Raw genomic sequence first — 23163 nt, forward strand, 5'->3', positions numbered from 1 at the left:
CGCCGATGATCGGGATGCCACCCCGGGACGGGATCCTCTCCGCCGTCGGGGGCACACCGCTGGTCCGACTCGACCGCCTCTTCCCCGGCTCGCCGGCCCGGTTCTACGCCAAGCTCGAGGCGTTGAACCCGGGCGGCAGCATGAAGGACAGGTCCGCCGTCGCGATGGTGCTCGGCGCCGTCGACAGCGGTGAGCTGGTCCCCGGCCGCTCGACGGTGGTGGAGTCCAGCTCCGGCAACCTCGGCATCGGGCTCGCCCAGGTGTGCCGCTGGCTCGACCTGCGCTTCGTCTGCGTGATCGACCCGAAGACGACCGCGCAGAACTGCGCGATCATGTCGGCGTACGGCGCGGAGCTGGACCGGGTCACCGAGCCGGACAACGAGCTGGGCGACTTCCTCGCCGCCCGCCTGCGCCGGGTCCGGGAACTGCTCGACGACGAACCGGACGCGTACTGGCCCAACCAGTACGCGAACCCGCTCAACGGGCGCGCGCAGGAAGCGATCATGCGGGAGGTCGTGACCGCGCTCGACGAACCGGTGGACCACCTGTTCGTGGCGACCGGCTCGTGCGGCACGATCCACGGCTGCGCCCGCTACAAGGCCGCGCACGGCCTGCGGACCCGGATCACCGCGGTCGACGCCGAGGGCAGCGCGATCTTCGGCGGCTCGACCTGCCGCCGGCTCATCCCCGGGCACGGCGCGGCCATCCGGCCCGGCCTCTACCACGACGGCATCGCCGACTCCGTGGTGCGGGTGACCGACCAGGACTGCGTCGTGGGATGCCGCCGGCTGGTGGGCGCCGAGGCGATCCTCAGCGGCGGCTCGTCCGGCGCCGTCGTCAGCGCCGTCGCCGGGCGGCTGGACACGCTGGCGGCCGGCAGCACCTGCGTGCTGATCCTGCCCGACCGGGGTGAGCGCTACCTCGACACGATCTACGACGACACCTGGGTCCGCGCGAAGTTCGGCGAGATCGGCCACCTGTGGAAGGAGAAGGCACGGTGTTGATCCTGCGACGCGCCGACGTCCTGGCGGTCCTCGACGGCGACGAGCCGGCCGTCTGCCGGCTGGTCCGCGACGCGTACGTCCACCACGCGGACGGCGCCACCGCCGTGCCCCACTCGGTCTTCCTGCGCTTCCCCGACGACGAGCGCAACCGCGTCATCGCCCTGCCCGCCTACGTCGGTGGCGCGCGTCCGGTCGCCTCGCTGAAGTGGATCGCCTCCTTCCCGGGCAACGTCGACCGGGGCCGGGAGCGGGCCTCGGCCGCCATCCTGCTCAGCTCGGTCGCGGACGGCCGGACCGAGGCGCTGCTGGAAGGGTCGGTCATCTCGGCGCGCCGCACCGCCGCGTCCGCCGCCGTGGCCGCCGGCGCCCTGACCGCCGGGGCGCCCGCCGACGTCACCGCCGGCGTCGCCCTGATCGGCGCCGGGCTGATCAACGTCGAGGTCCTGCGGTTCCTGCACGCGCATCTGCCGCGGCTGCGCGTGGTCACCGTGTTCGACCTCGACCCGGGCCGGGCCGCCCGGTTCGCCGAGCGCGCCACCGCGACCTGGCCGCGGCTCGCGGTGCGGGTGGCGGAGTCGATGACCGACGCGCTCGCCGCGCACCGGCTGGTCTGCTTCGCCACCACCGCCGCCCGACCGCACACCGACGCCGGAGCGTGCCGGCCGGGCACGGTCGTGCTGCACCTGTCGCTGCGCGACCTGACCGCACCGGCGGTCCTGGGCGCCCGCAACGTGGTCGACGACGCCGACCACGTGTGCCGGGCGGCGACCTCGCTGGAGCTGGCCGAGACGGTCGCCGGTGACCGCCGGTTCATCACCGCCGAGGTGGGCGACCTGCTCGCCGGGCGGGTCCGGGTGCCCTACGACGAGACCGCCCTCACCGTCTTCTCCCCGTTCGGCCTGGGCGCGCTCGACGCCGCCCTCGCCGCGCACGTACGCGACGCCGCCGTCGACCGCGGCCTCGGCGTGCGCGTCCCGGACTTCGCCGCCGACAACCGCTGAAGGGAAACCGATGACGCAGCACGAATCCCCCACCGACCGGTCGTTCCTCGTGGTGGTGAACCACGAGGAGCAGTACTCGGTGTGGGCCGCCGACCGGCAGGTGCCCGACGGGTGGCGCGCCGAGGGCTTCGCCGGCACCCGCGAGCAGTGCCTCGACCACGTCGAACGGATCTGGACCGACATGCGCCCGCTGAGCCTGCGGCGGCGGATGGCCGAACAGGACAGTTGAGCCGGTAGCGAGCGAGTCGAGGTGACGATGAGCGCAACCCCCGCATCGGCCCAGGTCCCCCCGTCGGGGCCGGGCCGGGCCGACGAACCGGACCGGCTCGACGTCGCCCTGCCGATGCCCGCGCCGACGACCCGCCGCCGGCCGGTCGACCGGCCGGCGGTCGCGGGCGCCGTGCCGTTCGCGGTGCCCGGGTCGCTGGGCGGGCGGGACCGCGCCGCGACCGGCGCGGTGGCCGCCGTCGCGGTGCACACCCTGCTCGCCCGGCACGCCGGCCGGTGGGCCGGCACGCTCGCGCTGCGCACCGGGGACCGTCGCCTGTCGCTCGCCCTCGACCTGCCCCGCCGGCTGCCGTTCGCGGAGGCCGTCCGGCGGGCCGGGGAGGCGGCGCGCCGGGCGACCGACGACACCGCCGGGGTGGGGGTGCTCGTCGACGTGACCGACGGGCCCGGCGCCGCGCCGGTGGACCGGTACGACCTCGTGGTGCGCCTGCGGCGCCACGACGGCCGGCCTGCCGGCGAGCTGGCGTACCCGCGGGGGTTGTTCACCGCCGAGGACGCCGCGCGCCTCGCGGCCCGCCTGTCCACGCTGTTGCACGACGCCGACGCGCGTCCCGACGCGCCGCTGGGCGGGCTCGCGCTGCTGCCGGAGGCGGAGCGACGCGCCCTGGTCGCGCCGACGGCCGGCACGCCGGTGCCGGAGCGGACCCTGCCCGAGCTGGTCGCCGGGCAGGCCGCCGACACGCCGGACGCGGTGGCGGTCGACGACGGCGCGCGGCGGCTGACGTACCGCGAGTTGGTGGCCCGCAGCCGGGCGCTCGCCGCGCGCCTGCGCGGACTCGGCGTGCGTCGGGGGGACCGGGTCGGCGTCGCCGTGCCCCGCGACGCGGACCTGGTCCCGGCGTTGCTGGGCGTGTTGTGGGCGGGCGCCGCCTACGTCCCCCTGGACCCCGAGCACCCGGCGGAGCGGCTGGCTCACATCCTCGGCGACGCGGGCGTCGGCGTCCTGGTCACCGCCGGCCCGGACGGCGTGCGCGCCGCGCCCGGGACGGTCGAGGTCCGCCTGGACCGGCTGCCGGCGGCCGGCGACGCCGACGCGGGCCCGGGACCGGGGCCGGACGACGCGGCCTACGTCGTCTACACCTCCGGGTCGACCGGCCGGCCCAAGGGCGTGCTGGTGACCCACCGCTGCCTGACCAACTTCCTGTGGTCCATGCGCGAGCGCCCCGGGCTGCCGTCCGGGGCGGTCCTGCCGGCCGTCACCACGGTGTCGTTCGACATCGCCGTGCTGGAGCTGTTCCTGCCCCTGCTCGTCGGCGGCCGGGTGCGGGTCGCCAGCGGTGCCGACGCCCGCGACCCGCAGCGCCTGGCCGCGCTGCTGGCGCGCGCCGACGCGCGCGTCATGCAGGCCACCCCGATCACCTGGCGGCTCCTGCTGGACGCCGGCTGGACGCCGCCCGCCGGCTTCACCGCGCTCTGCGGCGGCGAACGGCTCCCCGTCGAGCTGGCCCGCCGGCTGCTCGACGCCGGTGTCGACCTGTGGGACCTCTACGGGCCGACCGAGACGACCGTGTGGTCGTCGGCGGCCCGCCTCACCGGCCCGGCCGCGCGGGAGTTCGCCCCGGTCGCCAACACCAGCCTGTACGTGCTCGACGACGACCTCGAGCCGGTGCCCACCGGCGCGCCCGGCGAGCTGTACGTCGGCGGCCGGGGCGTGGCCGCCGGCTACGTCGGCCGGCCCGCGCTGACCGCCGACCGGTTCCTGCCGGACCGGTACGCCGCCGAGCCGGGCGCCCGCCTCTACCGCACCGGGGACGTGGCCCGGCGGCGGGTCGACGGGAGCGTCGAGATCCTCGGTCGCACCGACGACCAACTGAAGATCCGCGGGTTCCGGATCGAACCGGCCGAGGTGGAGAACGTCCTGGTCGACCAGCCGGGCGTGGCGGCGGCCGTGGTCGGCGCGGTCGACGACGACGCCGGCGGCCCCCGGCTGGTCGCCTGGCTGCGCCCGACCGACCCGGCCGACCCGCCCGGCCCGCGCGCGCTGCGCCGGCACTGCGCCCGGCTGCTGCCGCCCTACCTGGTCCCCACCCGGTTCGTTCTGCTCGACCGCTTCCCCACCACCGCCAACGGCAAGATCGACCGCTCGGCGCTGACCGTGCCGGCGGACCCGGAGGCGGACGACCACGACGACCGCGCCGACGACGCCCCGGGTCGGTCCCCGGCCGACGCCGCCGAACGACTTGTCGCCCGGGTCTTCGCCGAGACGCTCGGCCGCCCGGTCACCGACGCCGACGCCGACTTCTTCGCCCTGGGCGGGCACTCCCTGCTCGCCACCCGGGCCGCCGGCCGGCTGCGGGCCGAGACCGGCGCCGACGTGCCGGTCGCGGCGCTGTTCGACGGCCGCACGGTCGCCGAGGTGGCGCGCCGGCTGGCGACGGCCGGCCCGCTCCCGGCCACCGACGCGCCGCCGGCCGGGCCGACTGCCGGGCCGGCGACCGGGCCCGCGCCGCTGTCGTTCGCGCAACGCGGCATGTGGCTGCTGCACCAGCGGGACCCGGACGGCAGCGCCTACCACGAGCCGCTGGCGATCCCGCTGCCCGCCGGCGTGGACGCCGACCGGGTGGAGCGCGTCGTCACGTCCGCGGTCGCGCGGCACGAGATCCTGCGGACCCGCTACGTCGTGGCCGACGCCGAACCGGTCCAGGTGGTCGACCCGCCGACGCCGGTGCGCCTGCGCGCCGAGCGCGCCGACCCGGTCGACGTCCTCGCCGAGGAGACGGCCCGCCCGTTCGACCTGGCCGCCGCCGCGCCGGTGCGGTGGCGGCTGCTCACCGACCCGGCGGGCCGGCACACGCTGCTCGTGGTGCTGCACCACATCGCCGTGGACGACCGGAGCGCCCGGCTGCTCGCCGACGAGATCGTCGACGGCTGCGCGGGCCGCAGCCGGCCCGCGCCGGCGCTGCGCTACGCCGAGCACGCCCGCCGCGAGCAGGCCGCGGCCCGGGGCGAGCGCGCCGCGCGGCACCTCGACTTCTGGCGACGGCGGTTGGCCGGGGCCCGGGCGACGGAACTGCCCGCCGACCGGCGCCGGCCGGCCGACCGCAGCGGCGCCGGCGTGCGCTTCGAGGTCCCGGCGTCGGTGGTCGCCCGCCTCGACGAGGTCGCCGCCGGGCAACGCGCCACCCGGTTCCATGTCCTGCTGGCCGGCTTCTTCGCCGTCCTGGCCCGGCACAGCGGCCGTACCGACGTGACCGTGGGCGTGCCCGTCTCGCTCCGCGACCGCCCCGAGCTGGACGACGTGCTCGGGTTGTTCGTCAACACCGTCGTGCTCCGCGCCGACCTGGACCGCGCGCCGGCCTTCACCGACCTGGTGACGGCCGTACGCGACGAGACGCTCGCCGCCCGGGCGCACGCCGACGTGCCGTTCGAGCAGGTGGTGGCGGGCCGGGCCACCGGCGTCGACCCGCTGCGCAACCCACTGTTCACGGTGCTGTTCACGATGCACGACGAGGCGTTGCCGGCGGGCTCCGAGCCGCCGCCGCACCGCGAGGTGAAGGCGGAACAGAGCTGGCACCTCACCCCGCGCCCCGACGGCGGCCTCGCCGGCCGGGTCGACGTGGCGGCGGCCCGGTTCGACCCGGACCTCGTCGCCGCCCTCGCCGCCGGGTACGTCCGGGCGCTGGCGACCGTCGCCGACGCCCCGGCCACCCCGGTCGACCGGCTGGCGCCGGGGCAGCCGACCCCCGCGGCCACCCCGTGGCCCGAGCCGGACGACACCGCCGTGACGGTGGCCCAGCTCGTCACGGGCCGCGCCGAACCGGACGCCGTGGCGGTCACCGGCAACGGCCCGAGCCTCACCTTCGCCGAGCTGGACCGCCGGGCAAACCGGTTGGCGCATCGGCTGGTCGGGCTGGGCGTCGGGCCGGACCGGATCGTCGCGGTGCGGCTGCCCCGGACCCCGGACCTGGTGGTGGCGCTGCTGGCCGTCGTCAAGGCCGGCGGCGCGTACCTGCCGCTGGACCCGCGCGACCCGGGGCCGCGGCAGGCCCGCGCGCTCGCCGACGCCCGGCCGGCGGTGTTCCTCGGCGCCGCCGACGAGCGGCTGCCGCTGCCCGCCGGCGTCCGGCTGCTCGACCCGGCCGCGCCGGCCGAACAGGCCGCCCTGCGGCGTCTGCCGGACACCGCCGTGCCGGTCACCGTCGACCCGGACGACCTGGCCTACGTGGTCTACACCTCCGGCTCGACCGGGCAGCCCAAGGGCGTGCTGGTCACCCACCGCGGCCTGACCGCCTACACCCGCTGGGCGAGCGCCGCGCTGCTGCCGCCGGGCGGCGGCGGCTCGCCGCTGCACACCTCGATCGCGTACGACCTGGCGGTGACCTCGCTGTTCCCGGTGCTGGCGGCCGGCGAGCCGGTGCGCCTGCTCGCCGAGGAACCGGGCGTGGACGCCCTCGCGCCGGCGCTGGCCGAGGCGGCCACCGGCACCCCGTACGCGATGGTCAAGCTGACGCCCACCCACCTGGACCTGCTGGCCACGGCCGCGCCCGGGGCGACCGGCGGGGCCCGCTGCCTGGTGATCGGCGGCGAGCCGCTGCACGGCGACCGGCTCGCGTCCTGGGCGGCGCAGGCCCCGGCGACCCGGATCGTGAACAGCTACGGGCCGAGCGAGACGGCGGTCGCCTGCTCCGCGCACGTCACCACCGCCGGCGAGGTCGGCGACGGGCCGGTGCCGATCGGCGAGCCGCTGCCCGGTGTCACCGTCCACCTGCTGGACGAGGCGCTGCGGCCGGTGCCGGCCGGCGCGGTCGGCGAGATCCACGTGGGCGGCTGCGGGGTGGGCCGCGGCTACCTGGGCCGCGCCCGGGCGACCGCCGACCGGTTCGGGCCCGACCCGTGGGCCGCGCGACCCGGCGCGCGGCTCTACCGCACGGGTGACCTGGCCCGACGGCGTGGCGACGGGACGATCGAGTACGTCGGCCGGCGCGACGACCAGGTGAAGATCAACGGGTACCGGGTGGAGCCGGGCGAGGCCCAGGCCGTCCTCGCCGCGCATCCGGCGGTCCGCGCCGCCGCCGTGGTGGCCGACCACCGGGATCCGCGCGCGCCCCGGCTCGCCGCCTACGTGGTCCCCGCCACCGCCGACGCCACCCCCGCGCGGCTGCGCGCCCACCTGGCCGACCGCCTCCCCGCCCACCTGGTGCCGACGCTCTGGGGCACCGTGCCCGCACTGCCGCTGCTGGGCAGCGGCAAGGTGGACCGGCAGGCCCTGCCGCACCTGGCCACGCCGCAGGAGGCCGGCACGCGGTACGAACCGCCGGCCTCCCCCGCCGAGCGGGTGATCGCCGCCGTCTGGGCCGAGGTGCTCGGGGTCGCGCGGGTGGGCCGGCACGACCGGTTCCTCGACCTCGGCGGGCAGTCCCTGCTGGCCACCCGGCTGGCGGCCCGGCTGCGCGACCGCCTGCCCGCCCCGGTGACGGTGCGCGACGTGTTCGCCGCGCAGACCGTCGCCGCGCTCGCCACCGTCGTGGCCGAGCGGGCCCGGGCCCTGGTCGAGCGGATGTTCGACGACGACGACGGCGCGGCCGGGCAGCAGACGCCGCCGATCGCGGCCGGGCCGCAGGCGCCGCCGGTCGCGGTCGACCGGGCGCTGCCCCGCGCCGACCGGTCGAGGCCGCTGCCGCTGTCCTTCGCGCAGCGGCGGCTGTGGTTCCTCGACCAGGTCGGCGACGGCGTCGACTACCTGGTGCCGACCGCGCTGCGCCTGCGCGGCGACCTGGACCCCGACGCGCTGTCCGCCGCGCTGACCCGGGTCGTCGCCCGGCACGAGGTGCTACGCACCCGCTACGTCGCCGGACCCGACGGCGAACCGGCCCAGGTGGTGGACCCGCCACCGGCGCGGATCGCGCTGACGCCCGAGGACGCCGACCCGGCCGCCGTGCTGCGCGCCGAGGTGGAGATCCCGGTCGACCTGGCCGCCGGGCCGGTGCTGCGGGCGCGGCTGCTGCGGGTCACCCCGCGGGAGCACGTGCTGCTGCTCGTCATCCACCACATCGCGGTCGACGGGCTGTCGATGGGGCTGATCGCCGAGGAGCTGGCGGACGCCTGCCGGGGGGTGACGCGGGCGCCGCTGCCCGCCCAGTACGCCGACTTCGCCGCCGGGCAGCGCGACCGGCTCACCGGGCCGGAGCTGGACCGGCTGCTCGACTACTGGCGGCAGCGGCTCGCCGGGTCGGAGCCGACCCACCTGCCGGCCGACCGGCCCCGACCGGCGCTGCGCGACGCGCACGGCGACCTGGTGCGGTTCACCGTGCCGGCGGCGGTCGTCCGGCGGCTCGACGAGGCTGGCCGCCGCGCCGGCGCCACCGGCTTCATGACCTGCCTGACCGTCTTCCTCACCCTGCTCGCCCGCCACACCGGACGGACCGACCTGACCGTCGGCGTGCCCACCTCCGGGCGCACCACGGCCCAGGTGGAGCAGCTCGTCGGCTTCTTCGTCAACACGGTGGTGCTGCGCGCCGACCTCGCCGGTGACCCGTCGTTCGCCGGGCTGCTCGGCCGGGTCGCGGACCTCGCCGCCGAGGCGTTCGCGCACGAGGAGCTGCCGTTCGACCGGCTGGTGGAGGAGCTGGCGCCGCAGCGGGACCGCTCCGGCAACCCGCTGTTCGACCTCCTGTTCGCCTACCGGGAGGCCGGCGACGAGCGGTTCGCGCTGCCCGGCCTGGACGTCACCGTCGAACCGACGCCCACCCACACCGCGAAGTTCGACCTCACCCTGGAGGTGACCCGCCGGCCCGACGGCGGCCTGACCGGTGAGATCGAGTACGCGACCGCGCTGTTCGACCGGAGCACCGTGGAGCGGATCGCCGGGCACTTCGGCCGCCTCCTGGCCGGCGCGGCCGACGCGCCCCACCTGCCGATCAGCCGGCTGCCGATGCTCGACGCCGCCGAACACCGGGCCCTCGTCGCGCACGGTCACGGGCCGGACCGGCCCCGCCCCGACGCCGGCCTGCCCGAACTCGTCGCCGAACAGGCGGCCCGTACGCCCGGGGCGGTCGCGGTCGAGTACGGCGACGAGCGGATGCGCTACGGCGACCTCGACGCCGCCGCCAACCGGCTCGCCCGGCACCTGCGGGCGGCGGGCATCGGCCGCGACGACGTCGTCGGGCTGTGCCTGCCCCGCCGGCCCGACCTGGTCGTGGCGCTGCTCGGCGTGCTGCGGGCCGGCGCGGCGTTCCTGCCGCTGGACCCGGCGCACCCGCCCCAGCGGCAGGCCCTGATGCTGCGCGACGCCGGCGCCCGGCTGCTGCTCACCGCGGACGGGTCGCCGCCCGGCCTGGCCGCGACGCTCGGCGCCGAGGTGCCCACCCTGGACCTGACCGCCGAACACGCGCAGATCCGGGCCCGAGCGGCGACCGCCCCGGACCGTACCGACCCCGACTCGATCGCGTACGTCATCTACACCTCCGGCTCGACCGGCGAGCCGAAGGGGGTGGCGGTCCCGCACCGCGGCATCCGCAACCGGGTGCTCTGGGCGGTGCGGCGGTACGGTTTCGGGCCGGACGACCGGATGCTGCAGAAGACGTCGGTCAGCTTCGACGCCAGTGTGTGGGAGTTCCTCGCGCCGCTGGTCAGCGGTGGCGCGGTCGTCCTGGCCCCGGCCGGCGCCGAGCGCGACCCGGCGGCCGTCGTCGACCTGGTGGCGCGGCACCGGGTCACCGTGTTGCAGGGGGTCCCGTCGTTCCTGCGACCGCTGGCCGACGAGCCGACCCTGGACCGGTGCGTCAGCCTGCGGCTGCTCTTCTCGGCCGGGGAGCCGCTCGCCGACGACCTGGCCCGCCGGCTCACCGGCCGGCTGCCGGTCACCCTGGTCAACACGTACGGGCCGACCGAGGCGTCGATCGACGTCACCGCGTGGCAGTACGACGACGCCGGGCCGGCCGGCGGGCCGGTGCCGATCGGCACGCCGCTCGACAACACCCGCGCGTTCGTCCTCGCCGGCGACGGGTCGGTCGCGCCGTTCGGCGTACCCGGTGAGCTGCACGTGGCCGGCGAGGGACTGGCCCGCGGCTACCTCGGCCGGCCCCGGCTGACCGCGCAGCGGTTCGTGCCGGACCCGTACGGGCCGCCCGGGTCGCGGGCCTACCGCACCGGGGACCTGGCCCGGCGGCGCGCCGACGGCGCCCTGGAGTTCCTCGGGCGCACCGACCAGCAGGTCAAGATCCGTGGCGTCCGGGTGGAGCCGGGCGAGGTGGAGACCGTGCTCGCCCGGCACCCGGCGGTGTCGACCGCGGTGGTGGTCGCCCGGCCGGGGCCGGACGGGCAGGCCCGGCTCGCCGCCTACCTGGTGACGCGGGGCGCGCCGCCGGCGCACACCGAGATCCGCGCGTTCCTGCTGGCCCGGCTGCCGGAGCCGTACGTGCCGTCGGTGTTCGTGCCGGTGGACCGGATGCCGCTGACCACCAGCGGCAAGGTGGACCGGGCCGCGCTCCCGGAGCCCGGCTTCGACCGGCGTGGCGAGCTGGTCGCGCCGCGCACCCCCACCGAGCGGACGGTCGCGGCGATCCTCGCCGAGGTGCTCGGGCTGGACGCGGTGGGCGTCACCGACGACTTCTTCGAGCTGGGCGGCCACTCGCTGCTGGCGATCCGGTTCGCCGGCCGGCTGCGGGCGGCCCTCGGCGCCGCCGTCTCGGTGCGCGCGGTGCTCGAGGACCGCACCGTCGCGGCCGTGGCGGCCCGCTACGCCGACCGGGCCGCGCCCGCCGTCGACGGCGGCATCGCCGGCGCGGCGGCGGACGGGCCGGCCGCGTTGTCCCACGCCCAGCAGCGGCTGTGGTTCCTGCACCGGCTGGACCCGGACGGCACGCAGTACCACGTGACCTGGGCGGTGCGGCTCGCCGGCCGGCTCGACCCGGACGCGCTGGCGGCGGCGCTCACCGACGTCGTCGCCCGCCACGACGTGCTGCGCACCCGCTACCCGGCCGGCCCGGACGGCACGCCGGCGCAGGTCGTCGAGCCGGCCCGGCCGGTGCGCCTCCCGGTGACCGGGGCGCCGCCGGCCGCCGACCGCGTCGAGCGTGCCGACCGGCTCGCCGCGCTGGTCCGTTCCCTGGCCGACCGGCCGTTCGACCTGGAGTCGGCGCCGCCGGTGTCGCCGCACCTGATCCGGCTCGGCCCGGACGACCACGTGTTCGTCCTCGTCATGCACCACATCGCCGGCGACGGCTGGTCGGACCGGGTGCTGGCCCGCGACCTGTCCGCCGCGTACCGGTCCCGGCTCGCCGGCCGCCCGGCGGCGCTGCCGCCGGCCGCGGTGCGCTACGCCGACGTCGCGGCGTGGCAGCGGGCGCGGCTGACCGACGAGACGGTCACCGCCGAGGTGGCGTTCTGGCGGGAGCGGCTGGCCGGGCTGTCCCCGCTCGCGCTGCCGACCGACCGGCCGCGCCCGCCGGTCCGCGACGGCCGCGGCGCCACGGTGGACACCCGGCTGCCCGCCGAGGTGGCGCGCCCGCTGCTGGCCGTGGGCCGGCGCTGCGGCGCGACCCCGTTCGTGACCTTCCTCGCCGTCTTCGCCACGCTGCTGGGCCGGCACGCCGGGACCGCCGACGTGCCGATCGGCACCGTCGTCGCCGGGCGTCACCGCCCCGAGCTGGAGGACCTGGTCGGCCTGCTGGTCAACACCGTGGTGCTCCGCGTCGACCTCGACGGCGACCCGGACTTCACCACGCTCCTCGGCCGGGTCCGGCGGCACGCCGGGGACGCGTTCGCCCACGACGAGCTGCCGTTCGACCGGCTGGTGGAGGAGCTGGCACCGCCGCGGGACCTGTCCCGCTCGCCGCTGTGCGACGTGATGATGGTGGTCGACGACGCGGCGGGCGACGGGCTCCGGCTCGCCGGCCTGCGCGCGGACCGCCTGGACACCGGGCGCCGGACCGCGAAGTTCGACCTCACCCTGACCCTGACCGCCGAGCCGGACGGCGGGTACCGCCTGGAACTGGAGTACGCGACCGCGCTGTTCGACGCGGACACCGCCCGCCGGATGACCGCGCAGTTCGGTGTCCTGGCGGCGGGCGCGGCGGCGGCGCCGGGAACGCCCGTCGGCCGGCTGCCGCTGCTCGGCGAGCGGGAGGGGCGGGAGCTGGCCCGGCGCTGGAACCCGCCGGCCGAGCCGGTCGACCGGGAGTGCCTGCACGAGGCGTTCGCGGCGCAGGTGCGGCGCACCCCGGACGCGGTCGCCGTGGAGAGCCCCGCCGGCCGGTTGACCTACGCCGAGCTGGACCGGCAGGCCACCGCCCTGGCGCACCGGCTGCGCGCCGCCGGCGTGGCGCCGGAGCGACCGGTCGCCGTCCTGCTCGACCGGTCGCTCGCGGTGCCGGTGGTGCTGTTCGCCGTGCTGCGCGCCGGCGGGGTGTACGTGCCGCTGGGCACCGGTCAGCCGCCGGAGCGGTTGGCCGTCCTGCTGCGTGACCTGCGCCCGGCGGCCGTGGTCGCCGGCAAGCGGGTCGCCGACCGGATCGACGTCGACGGCACGCCGGTGGTGGTCGTCGGCGAGACCGGGTCGGCGGAGGACGCCGCTCCCGGCCCCGGGTCGGGCGACCTGCCGGCCGGCGACCCGGACCGGCTCGCCTACATGATCTACACGTCGGGCTCCACCGGCCGGCCGAAGGCGGTGATGGTGTCGCACGCCTCGTACACCCACCACTGCCGGATGATCGCCGAGGTCAGCGAGCTTCGCGACACCGACCGGGCGGTCCTGCTCTCGGCGCTCACCTTCGACCTGGCGATGGAGCAGCTCGGGGCGATCCTGCTGGTCGGCGGCACCGTGGTGATCAGCGACGCCCAGTTCTGGGCGCCGTCGGAGCTGCCCGACCGGTTCGCCGCCGCCGGGATCACCCACGTCCTGCTCACCCCGGCCTACTACCGCGAGGTGATGGCCGGGGTGCGGCCCCGGGATCCGCGGTTGAGCCGCCTGCGGCTGGTGCACGTCGGCGGCGAGGTGGTCACCCACGAGGACGCCCGCCTGTGGCACGCGGCGCGGCTTCCCGGCCGGTTCGTCTGCGCGTACGGGCCCACCGAGGCCACCATCGTCTCGCTCACCCATCCGGTGTCGGCGGCGGAGGTGACCCCGGCCCGGACGCCGCTGCCGATCGGCCGGCCGGTCCCCGGCACCCGCGCGTACGTGCTCGACGACGACCTGCGGCCGGTGCCCACCGGCTTCGTCGGTGAGCTGTGCCTGGGCGGCGAGCGGGTCAGCCGCGGCTACCACGACCGGCCGCGACTGACCGCCGACCGGTTCGTGCCCGACCCCTTCGGCGAGCTGCCCGGGCAGCGGCTGTACCGCACCGGTGACCACGTGCGGCAGGCCGCCGACGGCACGGTGGAGTTCGTCGGCCGCGTCGACGGCCAGGTCAAGCTGCGCGGCCTGCGGATCGAGCTGGGCGAGATCGAGGCGGCGCTCGTCACCCACCCCGAGGTGCGGGCCGCCGCCGCGGCGGTGCACGGCGACGGCGGCGACCGGCGGCTGGTCGCCTACGTGGTGCCGCACGCGGACGCCACGCCCAGCCCGGCGCTGCTGCGCCGCCACCTCGCCGACCGGGTGCCGGACTACATGCTCCCGGGCGCCTGGGTGACGTTGGACCGGCTGCCGCTCAACGCGAGCAAGAAGGTGGACCGGGCGGCGCTGCCGCCACCGTCGGCCGCCGACGTGGACGACTCCGCCGCGGAGGTGGCCCCGCGCACCGAGGTCGAGCAGGCCATCGCCGGCGCGTGGGCGCAGGTGCTGGGGCTGCCGTCGGTCGGCGTCGAGCACGACTTCTTCGCGGTCGGCGGGCACTCGCTGCTGGCCACCCGCCTGCTGGCCCGGCTGCGCGACCTGTTCGGCCTGGAGATCCCGCTGCGGGCGCTGTTCGAGGCGACCACCGTCAGCGCGCAGGCGGCCATGTTGGAACGGCTGGCCGAGAGTCTGGACGGCGACACCGGGGCGACCGACGCCGGGATGGGAGTGAGTGGAGCATGAGTGCTGAGGCGATCCGCCCGCCGCAGGGGGCCGGCGCCCGGCTGCTGCGGGACCGGCTGCGGGCCCGCGCGTCCGACCCGACGCCCGACGGTGACCGGCTGCCCGACGTGGTCGCGGTCCCCCGCGACGGTGTGCTCCCGCTGTCCTTCGCCCAGCGCCGGCTCTGGGTGCTCGACCGGATCCGTCCCGGCGGCGCCGACTACGTGGTGCCGATCGCGCTGCGCCTGCACGGCGACCTGTCCCGGATCGACCTCGCAGACGCGCTGCGCCGCCTCGTCGCCCGGCACGAGATCCTGCGGACCCGCTACGTCGAGGGCGCCGACGGCGAGCCGGTGCAGCGCATCGACCCGCCCGGCCCGGTGCCGCTGGAGTTCGTCGACCTCGGCGGCGCGCCGGAGTCCGCGCTCGACTCGTTGCTCGAGGCCGAGGCGCTGCGGCCGTTCGACCTGGCGAACGGACCGGTCCTGCGGGCCCGGCTGATCCGCTCCGGGCCGCGCACGCACGTGCTCGCCGTCCTGCTGCACCACATCGCCATCGACGGTTGGTCCTGCGACCTGCTGGTCCGCGACCTCGCCGCGCTGTGCGCCGGCGCGGACCCGCCGCCACCCGCGTTGCAGTACGCCGACTTCGCCGCCTGGCAGCGCCGGCACCCCACCGATCCCGACGGCGTCGCCTACTGGACCCGGCAGCTCCGCGACCTGCCGGCACCGGAGCTGCCCACCGACCGTCCCCGCCCGGCGGTGTGGGACGACACCGGCGGCACGGTGCGCTTCGACGTGCCGGCCGAGCTGGCCCGCCGGGCGGGGGTCGTCGCCCGCGAGCACCGGGCCACCCCCTTCATGCTCCACCTGGCGGTGCTCTGGACGCTGCTGGCCCGCTGCACCGGGCAGACCGACTTCGCGGTGAGCACCCCGATCGCCGGCCGTACCCGCCGGCAGACGCACGACCTGATCGGTCACTTCGTCAACATGCTCGTGCTGCGCGCCGACCTGGCCGGCGACCCGACCTTCGCCGAGCTGCTCGACCGGGCCCGGAGCACCGCGATCGACGCCTACAGCCACCAGGAGGTGCCGTTCGAGCAGATCGTCGACGCCCTCGCCGTCGACCGCGACCTGGCCACCCATCCGCTGACCGGGGTCAACCTGACGTTGCAGAACAACGAGCCGGCCCGGTTCGAGGCCCCCGGCGTCGCCGGCGAACTGGTCCCGGTCCGGTCCCGGCGCGCGAAGTTCGACCTGGGCTGGACGTTCGAGGAGCGCCCGGACGGCTCGTTCGGCGGCGAGGTGACCTACCCGCACGCGCTGTTCGACGAACCGACGATCCACCGGATGACCCGGATCTACCTGCGGCTGCTGGAGGCGGCGGTCGCCGACCCGGGCCGCCCGGTCGGCGCCCTGCCGGTGCTCGACGGCTCGGCGCTGGCCGAGGTGGTCCGGCCGCCGGCGGGCGCCGCGCCGTCCGGGCCGTGCCTGCACGAGCGCTTCGGCGAGCAGGCCCGCCGCCGCGGCGACGCGGTCGCGCTGACCGCGGGCACGGACCGGCTGACCTACCGCGAGCTGGACGAGCGCGCCAACCGGCTGGCCCACCGGCTGCGCGGGGCCGGCGTCGGGCGGGAGCACCTGGTGGGCATCTGCCTGCCCCGCGGCCTCGACCTGGTGGTGGCCGTGCTCGGCGTGCTCAAGGCCGGCGCCGCCTACCTGCCGCTGGACCCGGACCACCCGCAGGAGCGGCTGGGCTTCCTGCTGCGCGACGCGGACGCGCACGTCCTCGTCACCGACCGCGCCCTGGCCACCCGGGCGCCGACGGAACCGGACGACGAGGTGATCGTCCTCGACGACCCCGCCGAGGCGGCCCGGATCGCCGCGCTGCCGGGCGACCCGCCGCCGGTGCCGGCCCACCCCGACGACCTGGCCTACGTCATCTACACCTCCGGGTCGACCGGGCAGCCCAAGGGGGTGCAGGTCACGCACGGCAACGTGGTGCGGCTGCTGACCGGCACCGAGTCGGAGTACCGGTTCGGGCCGGACGACGTGTGGGCGCTGTTCCACTCGTACGCGTTCGACGTCTCGGTGTGGGAGATCTGGGGCGCCCTGCTGCACGGCGGCCGGCTCGTGGTGGTGCCGTACCCGGTCTCCCGGTCGCCGTGGGAGCTGGCGGACCTGCTCGCCACCGAACGGGTCACCGTGCTCAACCAGACCCAGTCGGCGTTCCGCTCCCTGGTCCAGCTCGCCGAGCGGGGCGAGGGCGACCTGGACCGGCTCCGGCTGCGCCTGGTGATCCTCGCCGGCGAGGCCGTCGACGTGGAGTCCCTGCGCCCCTGGTGGCAGCGGTTCGGCGACGAGACGCCCCGAGTGGTCAACATGTACGGCATCACCGAGACCACGGTGCACAGCACCTACCGCCCCCTGACCGTCGCCGACCTCGACCGGCGGCGCAGCCCGATCGGGCGTCCCCTCACCGACCTGACCGTCCACCTTTTGGACGACCGGTTGCAGCCGGTGCCGCTCGGCGTGCCCGGGGAGATCTGCGTCGGCGGGCCGGGGGTCACCCGCGGCTACCTCAACCGGCCGGCGTTGACCGCCCGGCGGTACGTGCCGGACCCGTTCGGCGCGCCGGGCGCCCGCCTGTACCGCTCCGGCGACAAGGCGCGCATGGTGCCCGGCGGTGAGCTGGAGTTCCTGGGCCGGTTCGACGACCAGGTGAAGATCCGCGGCTTCCGGGTCGAGCTGGGTGAGGTCGAGGCGTGCCTGGGCGCGCACCCCGACCTGAAGGCGGCGGTGGTCACCGTGCAGCAGACCGGCCCGGGCGAGCACCGGCTGGTCGGCTACCTGGTGCCGCGCACCGACACCGTGACCGTGCCGCAGGTGCGGGCCCACCTGTCCCAGCGGCTGCCCGCCTACATGGTGCCGGCGGTGCTGACGGTGCTGCCGGAGCTGCCGCTGACCGTCAACGGCAAGGTCGACCGGCGGGCCCTGCCGGCGCCGGACGAGGCCCGCCCGGAGCAGCGGCAGGAGTACCGGCCGCCGGCCACCGCCGCGGAGATGGCGATGGCCGGGCTGTGGGCCCAGGTCCTGGGCGTCGACCTGGTCGGGGTCCGGGACAACTTCTTCGCCCTCGGCGGCGACTCCATCCGGGCGGTACGCCTCGTCGGCCTGCTGCGGGACCGGGGCTTCGGCTACTCGGTGCAGGACCTGTTCCGCCACCAGAGCATCGCCGAGCTGCTCGCCGGCGGGCCCGGCCAGCACGCCGCCGAGCGGGTGGGCACCCCGCCGTTCGCGCTGCTCGACCCGGACGACCGGGCCCGGGTGCCGGCGGGCGTCGTCGACGCGTACCCGATGGCGCGGGCCCAGGCCGGCATGGTCTACGAGTTGCTGGCCGACCCGGAGAACCGGCCCTACCAGAACGTCACCAGCTACCTGGTGCGCGACACCGGCGACTTCGACCCGGCAGCGCTGCGGGCGGCCGTCGACGGCGCGGTGGCCGCGCACGAGATCCTGCGCACCTCGTTCGACCTGGCCGGCTTCGCCGAGCCGGTGCAGCTCGTGCACCACGCCGCGACGCCCGAGTGCGCGCACCACGACCTGCGCGGGATGCCGGCCGACGAGCAGCGGGCCCACCTGGACCGGTTCCGCCGGCGGGAACGGGTCCGGGTCTTCGACCTCGGCCGGGCCCCGCTGATCCGGGTGCACGCGCACCGGGTCACCGACCACCGCTGGTACCTGTCGCTCACCGAATGCCACGCGATCCTCGACGGGTGGAGCCACAACTCTCTGGTCTCGGAGCTGCTGGCGGGCTACCGGGCGCACCGGGCGGGGCATCCGCCGCCCGCGCCCGAGGCGACCACCGTCCGGTTCGCCGACTTCGTCGCCCAGGAACGGCACAGCGTCACCGACCCGGCCGACCGGGGTTTCTGGGCCGGGCGGCTGGCCGGCGTGGAGCGGCTCACCATCCCGGCGGCCTGGGGCGACCCGGCCGCGACCGGGACGTGCGCGGTGCACGTGCCCTACCGGGACGTCGAGGCGGGCCTGCGCGAGCTGGCGAAGCGGGCCGGCGCCTCGCTCAAGAGCGTGCTGCTCGCCGCGCACCTCACGGTGTGGCGGCAGGCCGCCGGCGCGACCGCGTTCCACGGCGCGTTGGTCAGCAACGGCCGCACCGAGGCGCAGGGCGGCGACCTGGTCCGGGGGATGTTCCTCAACCCGGTGCCCGTGGTGGCGCCGCCGGCCGCCGGCAGTTGGCGGGACCTGGTCCGGGCGGTCTTCGCCGAGGAGGTGGCGCTCTGGCCGCACCGCCGCTATCCGCTCGCCGAGATGCAGCGGCTCTTCGGCGCCGGCGGCCGGCTGCACGAGGTCGCGTTCAACTACCTCGACTTCCACGTGCTGGACCGGGTCACGGTGGACACCGAGGCGAGCACCGACGTCAGCCCCAACGAGTTCCCGTTCGCGGTGTCCACGCTGGGCGGCGCGCTGGTCATGATGGCCCAGGCCGCGCGGATCGACAGGCGGCACTGCGACCTGCTGGCCGGCATGTACCGGGCGGCGCTGACCGCCATGGCGACCGACCCGGACGGCCCGTCGACCCGGCCCCTGCTGCCGGCGGCGACCCGGGCGCGGCTGCTGTCGGCCGGCGTCGGGCCGACCACGCCGGTCACCGTCCGCGGCCTCCACCAGCTCGTCGCCGAGCAGGCCGGCGAGCGGCCGTACGCCGTCGCGGTGCGCACCGCCGACGACCGGCTGACCTATCGCGACCTGCACCGCCGGGCCCGGACGTGGGCGGCGCGGCTGCGGGCCGGCGGGGTACGCCCCGGCGACCGGGTCGGCGTCTGCCTGCCCCGGTCACCGGAGCTGCTGGCGGCGATCGCCGGCATCGCCGCGGCCGGCGCCGCCTGGGTGCCGGTCGACCGTCGCGATCCCCTGCCCCGGCTCACCGCCGTCCTGGCCGACGCCGACGTCCGGGCGGTCGTCGCCGGCCCGGAGCACGTCGGCCGGCACGGCGGGCGGCCGGTCCTGACGCCCGACCCGGACGAGCGCGGCGACGACGGCGCGCCGCTCCGGCAGCCGCACCCGGACGACGTGGCGTACGTGGTGCACACCTCCGGCTCCACCGGCCGCCCGATGGGCGTGGTGGCGACCCACGGCGCGCTCGCCGACCGGGCCGCCGCGATGCGCCGCAACCTGCGGCTGACCGCCGCCGACGTGGTGCTCGGGGTGGTGCCCGTCTCCACCGACGTGGCGCAGCTCGCGCTCGCCGTCACGCTCGGCTGCGGCGGTCAGCTCGTGCTCGCCAGCGAGGACGACGCCCGCGACCCGGTGTCCCTGGCCGACCTGCTGCGCCGCACCGGGGCCACCGTCATGCAGGCGTCCCCGACGACGTGGCGGATGCTGCTGGAGTCGGGCTGGACGCCGCCGGCCGGGTTCCGGGTGCTCTCCGGTGGGGAGGCCGTCGACGCCGGGCTGGTGGGCCGGCTGGCCGCCGACGGCGCCGAGGTCTGGGACAACTACGGCCCGAGCGAGGCGACCGTCTTCTGCTTCGGCTCCCGGCTCTCCGGCCCCGACGCGCCGGTGTGGACGCCGGCCGCGAACACCACCGTCCACCTGCTCGACGACGACCTCACGCCGGTGCTGCCCGGGGTGCCGGGGCAGATCTTCGTCGGCGGCGACGGGCTGGCGCAGGGCTACCTCGGCCGGCCCCGGGCCACCGCCGGCGCGTTCCTGCCCGACCCGTACGCCGCGACGCCCGGCGCACGGCTCTACGCCACCGGCGACATCGGCAGGTGGGACCGGGACGGCCGGATCGTGGTGCTCGGCCGGCGCGACCACCAGGTGAAGATCCGCGGCTTCCGGATCGAGCTGGGCGAGGTCGAGCACGTCCTGCTGTCCCAGCCGGGGGTGCGCGGCGCGGTGGTGCACCCGGTGTCGGGCGGCGACGGCGACCGGCGGCTCGCCGCGTACCTGGTCCTGGACGCCGGGGGCACGGCCGCGGAGGTGCGGCGGCGGGCGGGCGCCGTGCTGCCGGACCACATGGTGCCGGCCACGTTCACCGTGCTGCCGGCGTTCCCGCGCCTTCCCAACGGCAAGATCGATCGGGGTGCCCTGCCGGCGCCGGCGCCGGACGAGACCGCGCCGGCGCTCCCCTACCGTGCGCCGCGCGGGCCGGTGGAGCAGGCCATCGCCGCGACCTGGGCCGACCTGCTCGACCGGGGCCGGGTCGGCCGCGACGACGACTTCTTCGCCATCGGCGGCCACTCGCTGCTGATGCTGCGGGTCATCGCGCGGCTGCGCCGGGCCGACGGGATCGACCTGAGCTTCCGGGACTTCCTGACCCACCGCACCGTACGCGGCATCGCGACCGCCGCCGGCGCCCCGGACCGGTCGCCCGCCTCGGCGTTGCTGTGGCTGCGCCGCGACGGCGCGGGGACGCCGCTGTTCTGCCTGCACCCGGGCGGTGGCAGCGCGCACTGGTACCGGGAGCTGGCCGCGGTCGCCGAGCAGCCGGTCGCCGCGTTCGAGTGGCCCGGGCTGCACGACGGCACGGTGGCGGCCACGGACGTCCCGGCCATCGCCGGGCGTTACCTCGACGAGCTGCGGGCGGCCCGCCCGGGCGGGCCCTACCACCTGCTCGGCTGGTGCGCCTCCAGCGGGATCGCCTGGGAGATGGCCCGCCGGCTGCGCGCCGACGGCGAGCGGGTCCGGCTGATCCTGCTGGATCCGGTGAACGACGACGCGGCGGCGGACCGGGAGGCGCACCGGGCGCGCGTCGGCGCGCGGCTCGCCCGGCTGCGCGACGCCGAGCGGGCCTGCACCGCCGGGGCCGCCGACCCGGCCCGCCGGGCGGACCTCCTGGCCACGATCCGGGAGCTTGTCGACGACGCCGACGCCTGGGTCGACGACGCCGACCTGGGCGACGTGTGGGCGCACCGCCTGCGGGCCTGGCGGCACCTGCTCCAGGCCCGGCTCGACTACCGGTTCCCGACCTACGCCGGCAGCGTCGACGTGCTGCTCAGCGACGAGGTGGCGGCCGGGGAGCACGAGTCGGCGCTGGACCTGCGGCCGGCGGAGTACGTACGGCGGTGGCGCGGGGCCGCCGCCGGGGACGTCCGGGTGCACCGGGTCGCCGGCGACCACCTGGGCGTGCTGCGACCGCCGCGGGTCGCCGCGTTGGCGGCGCTGCTGGCCGCCGTGACCGGGGACACGACGACGACCGACGGGGGACGGAAGTGACTGACGGGCGCGGGCGCCACCTGATCTCGCTGCGGGACCTGACCGACGAGCAGCTCACCGAGCTGGTGCGGCGCAGCGTCGACTTCGCCACCGGCCGTCGGGATCCGGCCGGGGCGTTGCGCGGGCGGATCGTCGGCGTGCTGTTCACCAAGACGTCCACCCGCACCCGGACGGCGTTCACGGCGGGCGCCCTGCGGCTGGGCGCGCAGGTGGTCACGTACGGGCCGGGCGACCTTCAGCTCAACACCGGCGAGACGATGGCCGACACGGCGCGGGTGCTGGGCGGGATGCTCGACGCGCTGGTGGCGCGCACCGCCGGCCCGGAGGCCGAGCTGCGCACCCTGTCCCGGCACCTCGGCACGGTGATCAACGCGATGAGCGCGCAGGAGCACCCCACCCAGGCGTTGGCCGACCTCAGCACGATGCGGGCGCGCTTCGGCGACCTGACCGGGCTGCGGGTGCTCTACGTCGGCGAGGGCAACAACACGGCGTCCGCGCTGGCGCTCGCGCTGCCCCGGCTCGGGATCGACCTGGAGCTGCGCACCCCGCCGGGGTACGGCCTGCCGCCCGCGCTCGTCGACGAGGCGCGGGCGCTCGGCGCCCGGTCCGGGGGGCGGATCCGGCAGCGGCACGACATGGCGGCGCTGCCGGCGAGGGTCGACGTGGTCTACACCACCCGGTGGCAGACGACCGGCACCACGAAGCCGGACCCGCGGTGGCGTCGCGTGTTCGCGCCGTTCGCGGTGGACGCGGCGCTGATGGCGCGCTGCCCCGACGCCGTGTTCCTGCACGACCTGCCGGCGCACCGGGGTGAGGAGGTCGCCGCCGAGGTCCTCGACGGCCCGGCCAGCCTGGCCTTCGAGCAGGCCCGACACAAGCTGCACAGCGCCATGGCGGCGCTGCACTGGGCGCTCGGTGAGTGAACGGCCCGGCCCGGGGATGCACGCGAACGGGGACTTTCCCGGCGCCGGCCGGTCCGCCGCCGGGCCGGGGCTGGTCGCGCGCCTGCTGCCGGCCGGGATCTGCGTGGTCGAGGAGACCTCACGGGACATCGTCGACGTCCCGCTGTTCCCGCAGGAACAGGCGGTGATCCGCAACGTCGTCCGGCGGCGCCGGGAGGAGTTCACCACGGTGCGGGTGTGCGCCCGGCGGGCCCTGGCCCGGCTCGGCATCTCCCCGGTGCCGGTGCTGCCGGGCCCGCACGGCGCGCCGATGTGGCCGCCGGGCGTCGTGGGCAGCATCACCCACTGCCGGGGTCACCGTGCCTGCGTGGTGGCGCTGGACAGCGAGGTCGCCGCGGTGGGCATCGACGCCGAGCCGAACCAGGTCCTGCCCTACGACATGCTGGAGGCGATCTCGCTGCCGTCGGAGCGGGCGGTGATCCGCCGGCTGCCGGTCACCACCCCGGCCGTGCACTGGGACCGGTTGCTGTTCAGCGCCAAGGAGGCGATCTACAAGGTCTGGTTCCCGCTGACCGGCCGCTGGCTCGACTTCGGCCAGGCCGAGGTGGCGTTGCGCGCCGACGGCCGGTTCACCGCCCGGCTGCTCGTCGACGGGGCCCGGGTCGGGTCCCGGCCGGTGGTGGGGCTCGCCGGCCGCTGGGGGGCGACGAGTTCCGTCCTCGCGACCGGCATCGTCGTCCCCGCCGTCGGATCGCCAGGCGGGTGAGGCGTGCCGGCGTCCCCGGACGGCCGCGCCCG

General features: G+C 77.2%; 7 protein-coding genes. All 7 read left to right on the plus strand.

The window, feature by feature from the left end; translation table 11 throughout:
• The first annotated feature begins 5 nt into the window (after window positions 1-5).
• The 7 genes from sbnA to O7619_RS22125 are packed head-to-tail and all read left to right on the plus strand — an operon-like array spanning window position 6 to window position 23131.
• Window positions 6-1004, plus strand: coding sequence for a 2,3-diaminopropionate biosynthesis protein SbnA (gene sbnA / locus O7619_RS22095; protein ID WP_282283178.1), 999 nt, complete (start codon window positions 6-8; stop codon window positions 1002-1004).
• Window positions 998-2005, plus strand: coding sequence for a 2,3-diaminopropionate biosynthesis protein SbnB (gene sbnB, locus O7619_RS22100; protein WP_282283179.1), 1008 nt, complete (start codon window positions 998-1000; stop codon window positions 2003-2005). The genes sbnA and sbnB overlap by 7 nt, the downstream gene beginning before the upstream one ends.
• Before the next feature lie 10 nt (window positions 2006-2015).
• Complete coding sequence (locus O7619_RS22105) at window positions 2016-2234, plus strand: MbtH family NRPS accessory protein (RefSeq protein ID WP_282283180.1); 219 nt, start codon at window positions 2016-2018, stop codon at window positions 2232-2234.
• A gap of 27 nt (window positions 2235-2261) precedes the next feature.
• On the plus strand, window positions 2262-14246 hold the full coding sequence (locus O7619_RS22110; RefSeq protein ID WP_282283181.1) for a non-ribosomal peptide synthetase: 11985 nt from the start codon (window positions 2262-2264) through the stop codon (window positions 14244-14246).
• Window positions 14243-21463, plus strand: a complete 7221-nt coding sequence (locus O7619_RS22115; protein WP_282283182.1) for a non-ribosomal peptide synthetase — start codon at window positions 14243-14245, stop codon at window positions 21461-21463. Before O7619_RS22110 ends, O7619_RS22115 begins: the two co-directional genes overlap by 4 nt.
• Complete coding sequence (locus O7619_RS22120; RefSeq protein WP_282283183.1) at window positions 21460-22386, plus strand: ornithine carbamoyltransferase; 927 nt, start codon at window positions 21460-21462, stop codon at window positions 22384-22386. Before O7619_RS22115 ends, O7619_RS22120 begins: the two co-directional genes overlap by 4 nt.
• Window positions 22379-23131: a 4'-phosphopantetheinyl transferase superfamily protein gene (locus O7619_RS22125; protein WP_282283184.1), complete on the plus strand. Its 753-nt coding sequence runs from the start codon at window positions 22379-22381 to the stop codon at window positions 23129-23131. The genes O7619_RS22120 and O7619_RS22125 overlap by 8 nt, the downstream gene beginning before the upstream one ends.
• Window positions 23132-23163: the final 32 nt, after the last annotated feature.

Origin of the sequence: Micromonospora sp. WMMD998 (genome assembly GCF_029581235.1) — a bacterium.
GTDB lineage: Bacteria > Actinomycetota > Actinomycetes > Mycobacteriales > Micromonosporaceae > Micromonospora.

What these genes read in the sequence shown, in the direction of transcription:
- sbnA (WP_282283178.1), top strand. Translation starts at nt 6, where the DNA reads ATGATCGGGATGCCACCCCGGGACGGGATCCTCTCCGCCGTCGGGGGC.
- O7619_RS22105 (WP_282283180.1), top strand. Translation starts at nt 2,016, where the DNA reads ATGACGCAGCACGAATCCCCCACCGACCGGTCGTTCCTCGTGGTGGTG.
- O7619_RS22110 (WP_282283181.1), top strand. Translation starts at nt 2,262, where the DNA reads ATGAGCGCAACCCCCGCATCGGCCCAGGTCCCCCCGTCGGGGCCGGGC.
- O7619_RS22115 (WP_282283182.1), top strand. Translation starts at nt 14,243, where the DNA reads ATGAGTGCTGAGGCGATCCGCCCGCCGCAGGGGGCCGGCGCCCGGCTG.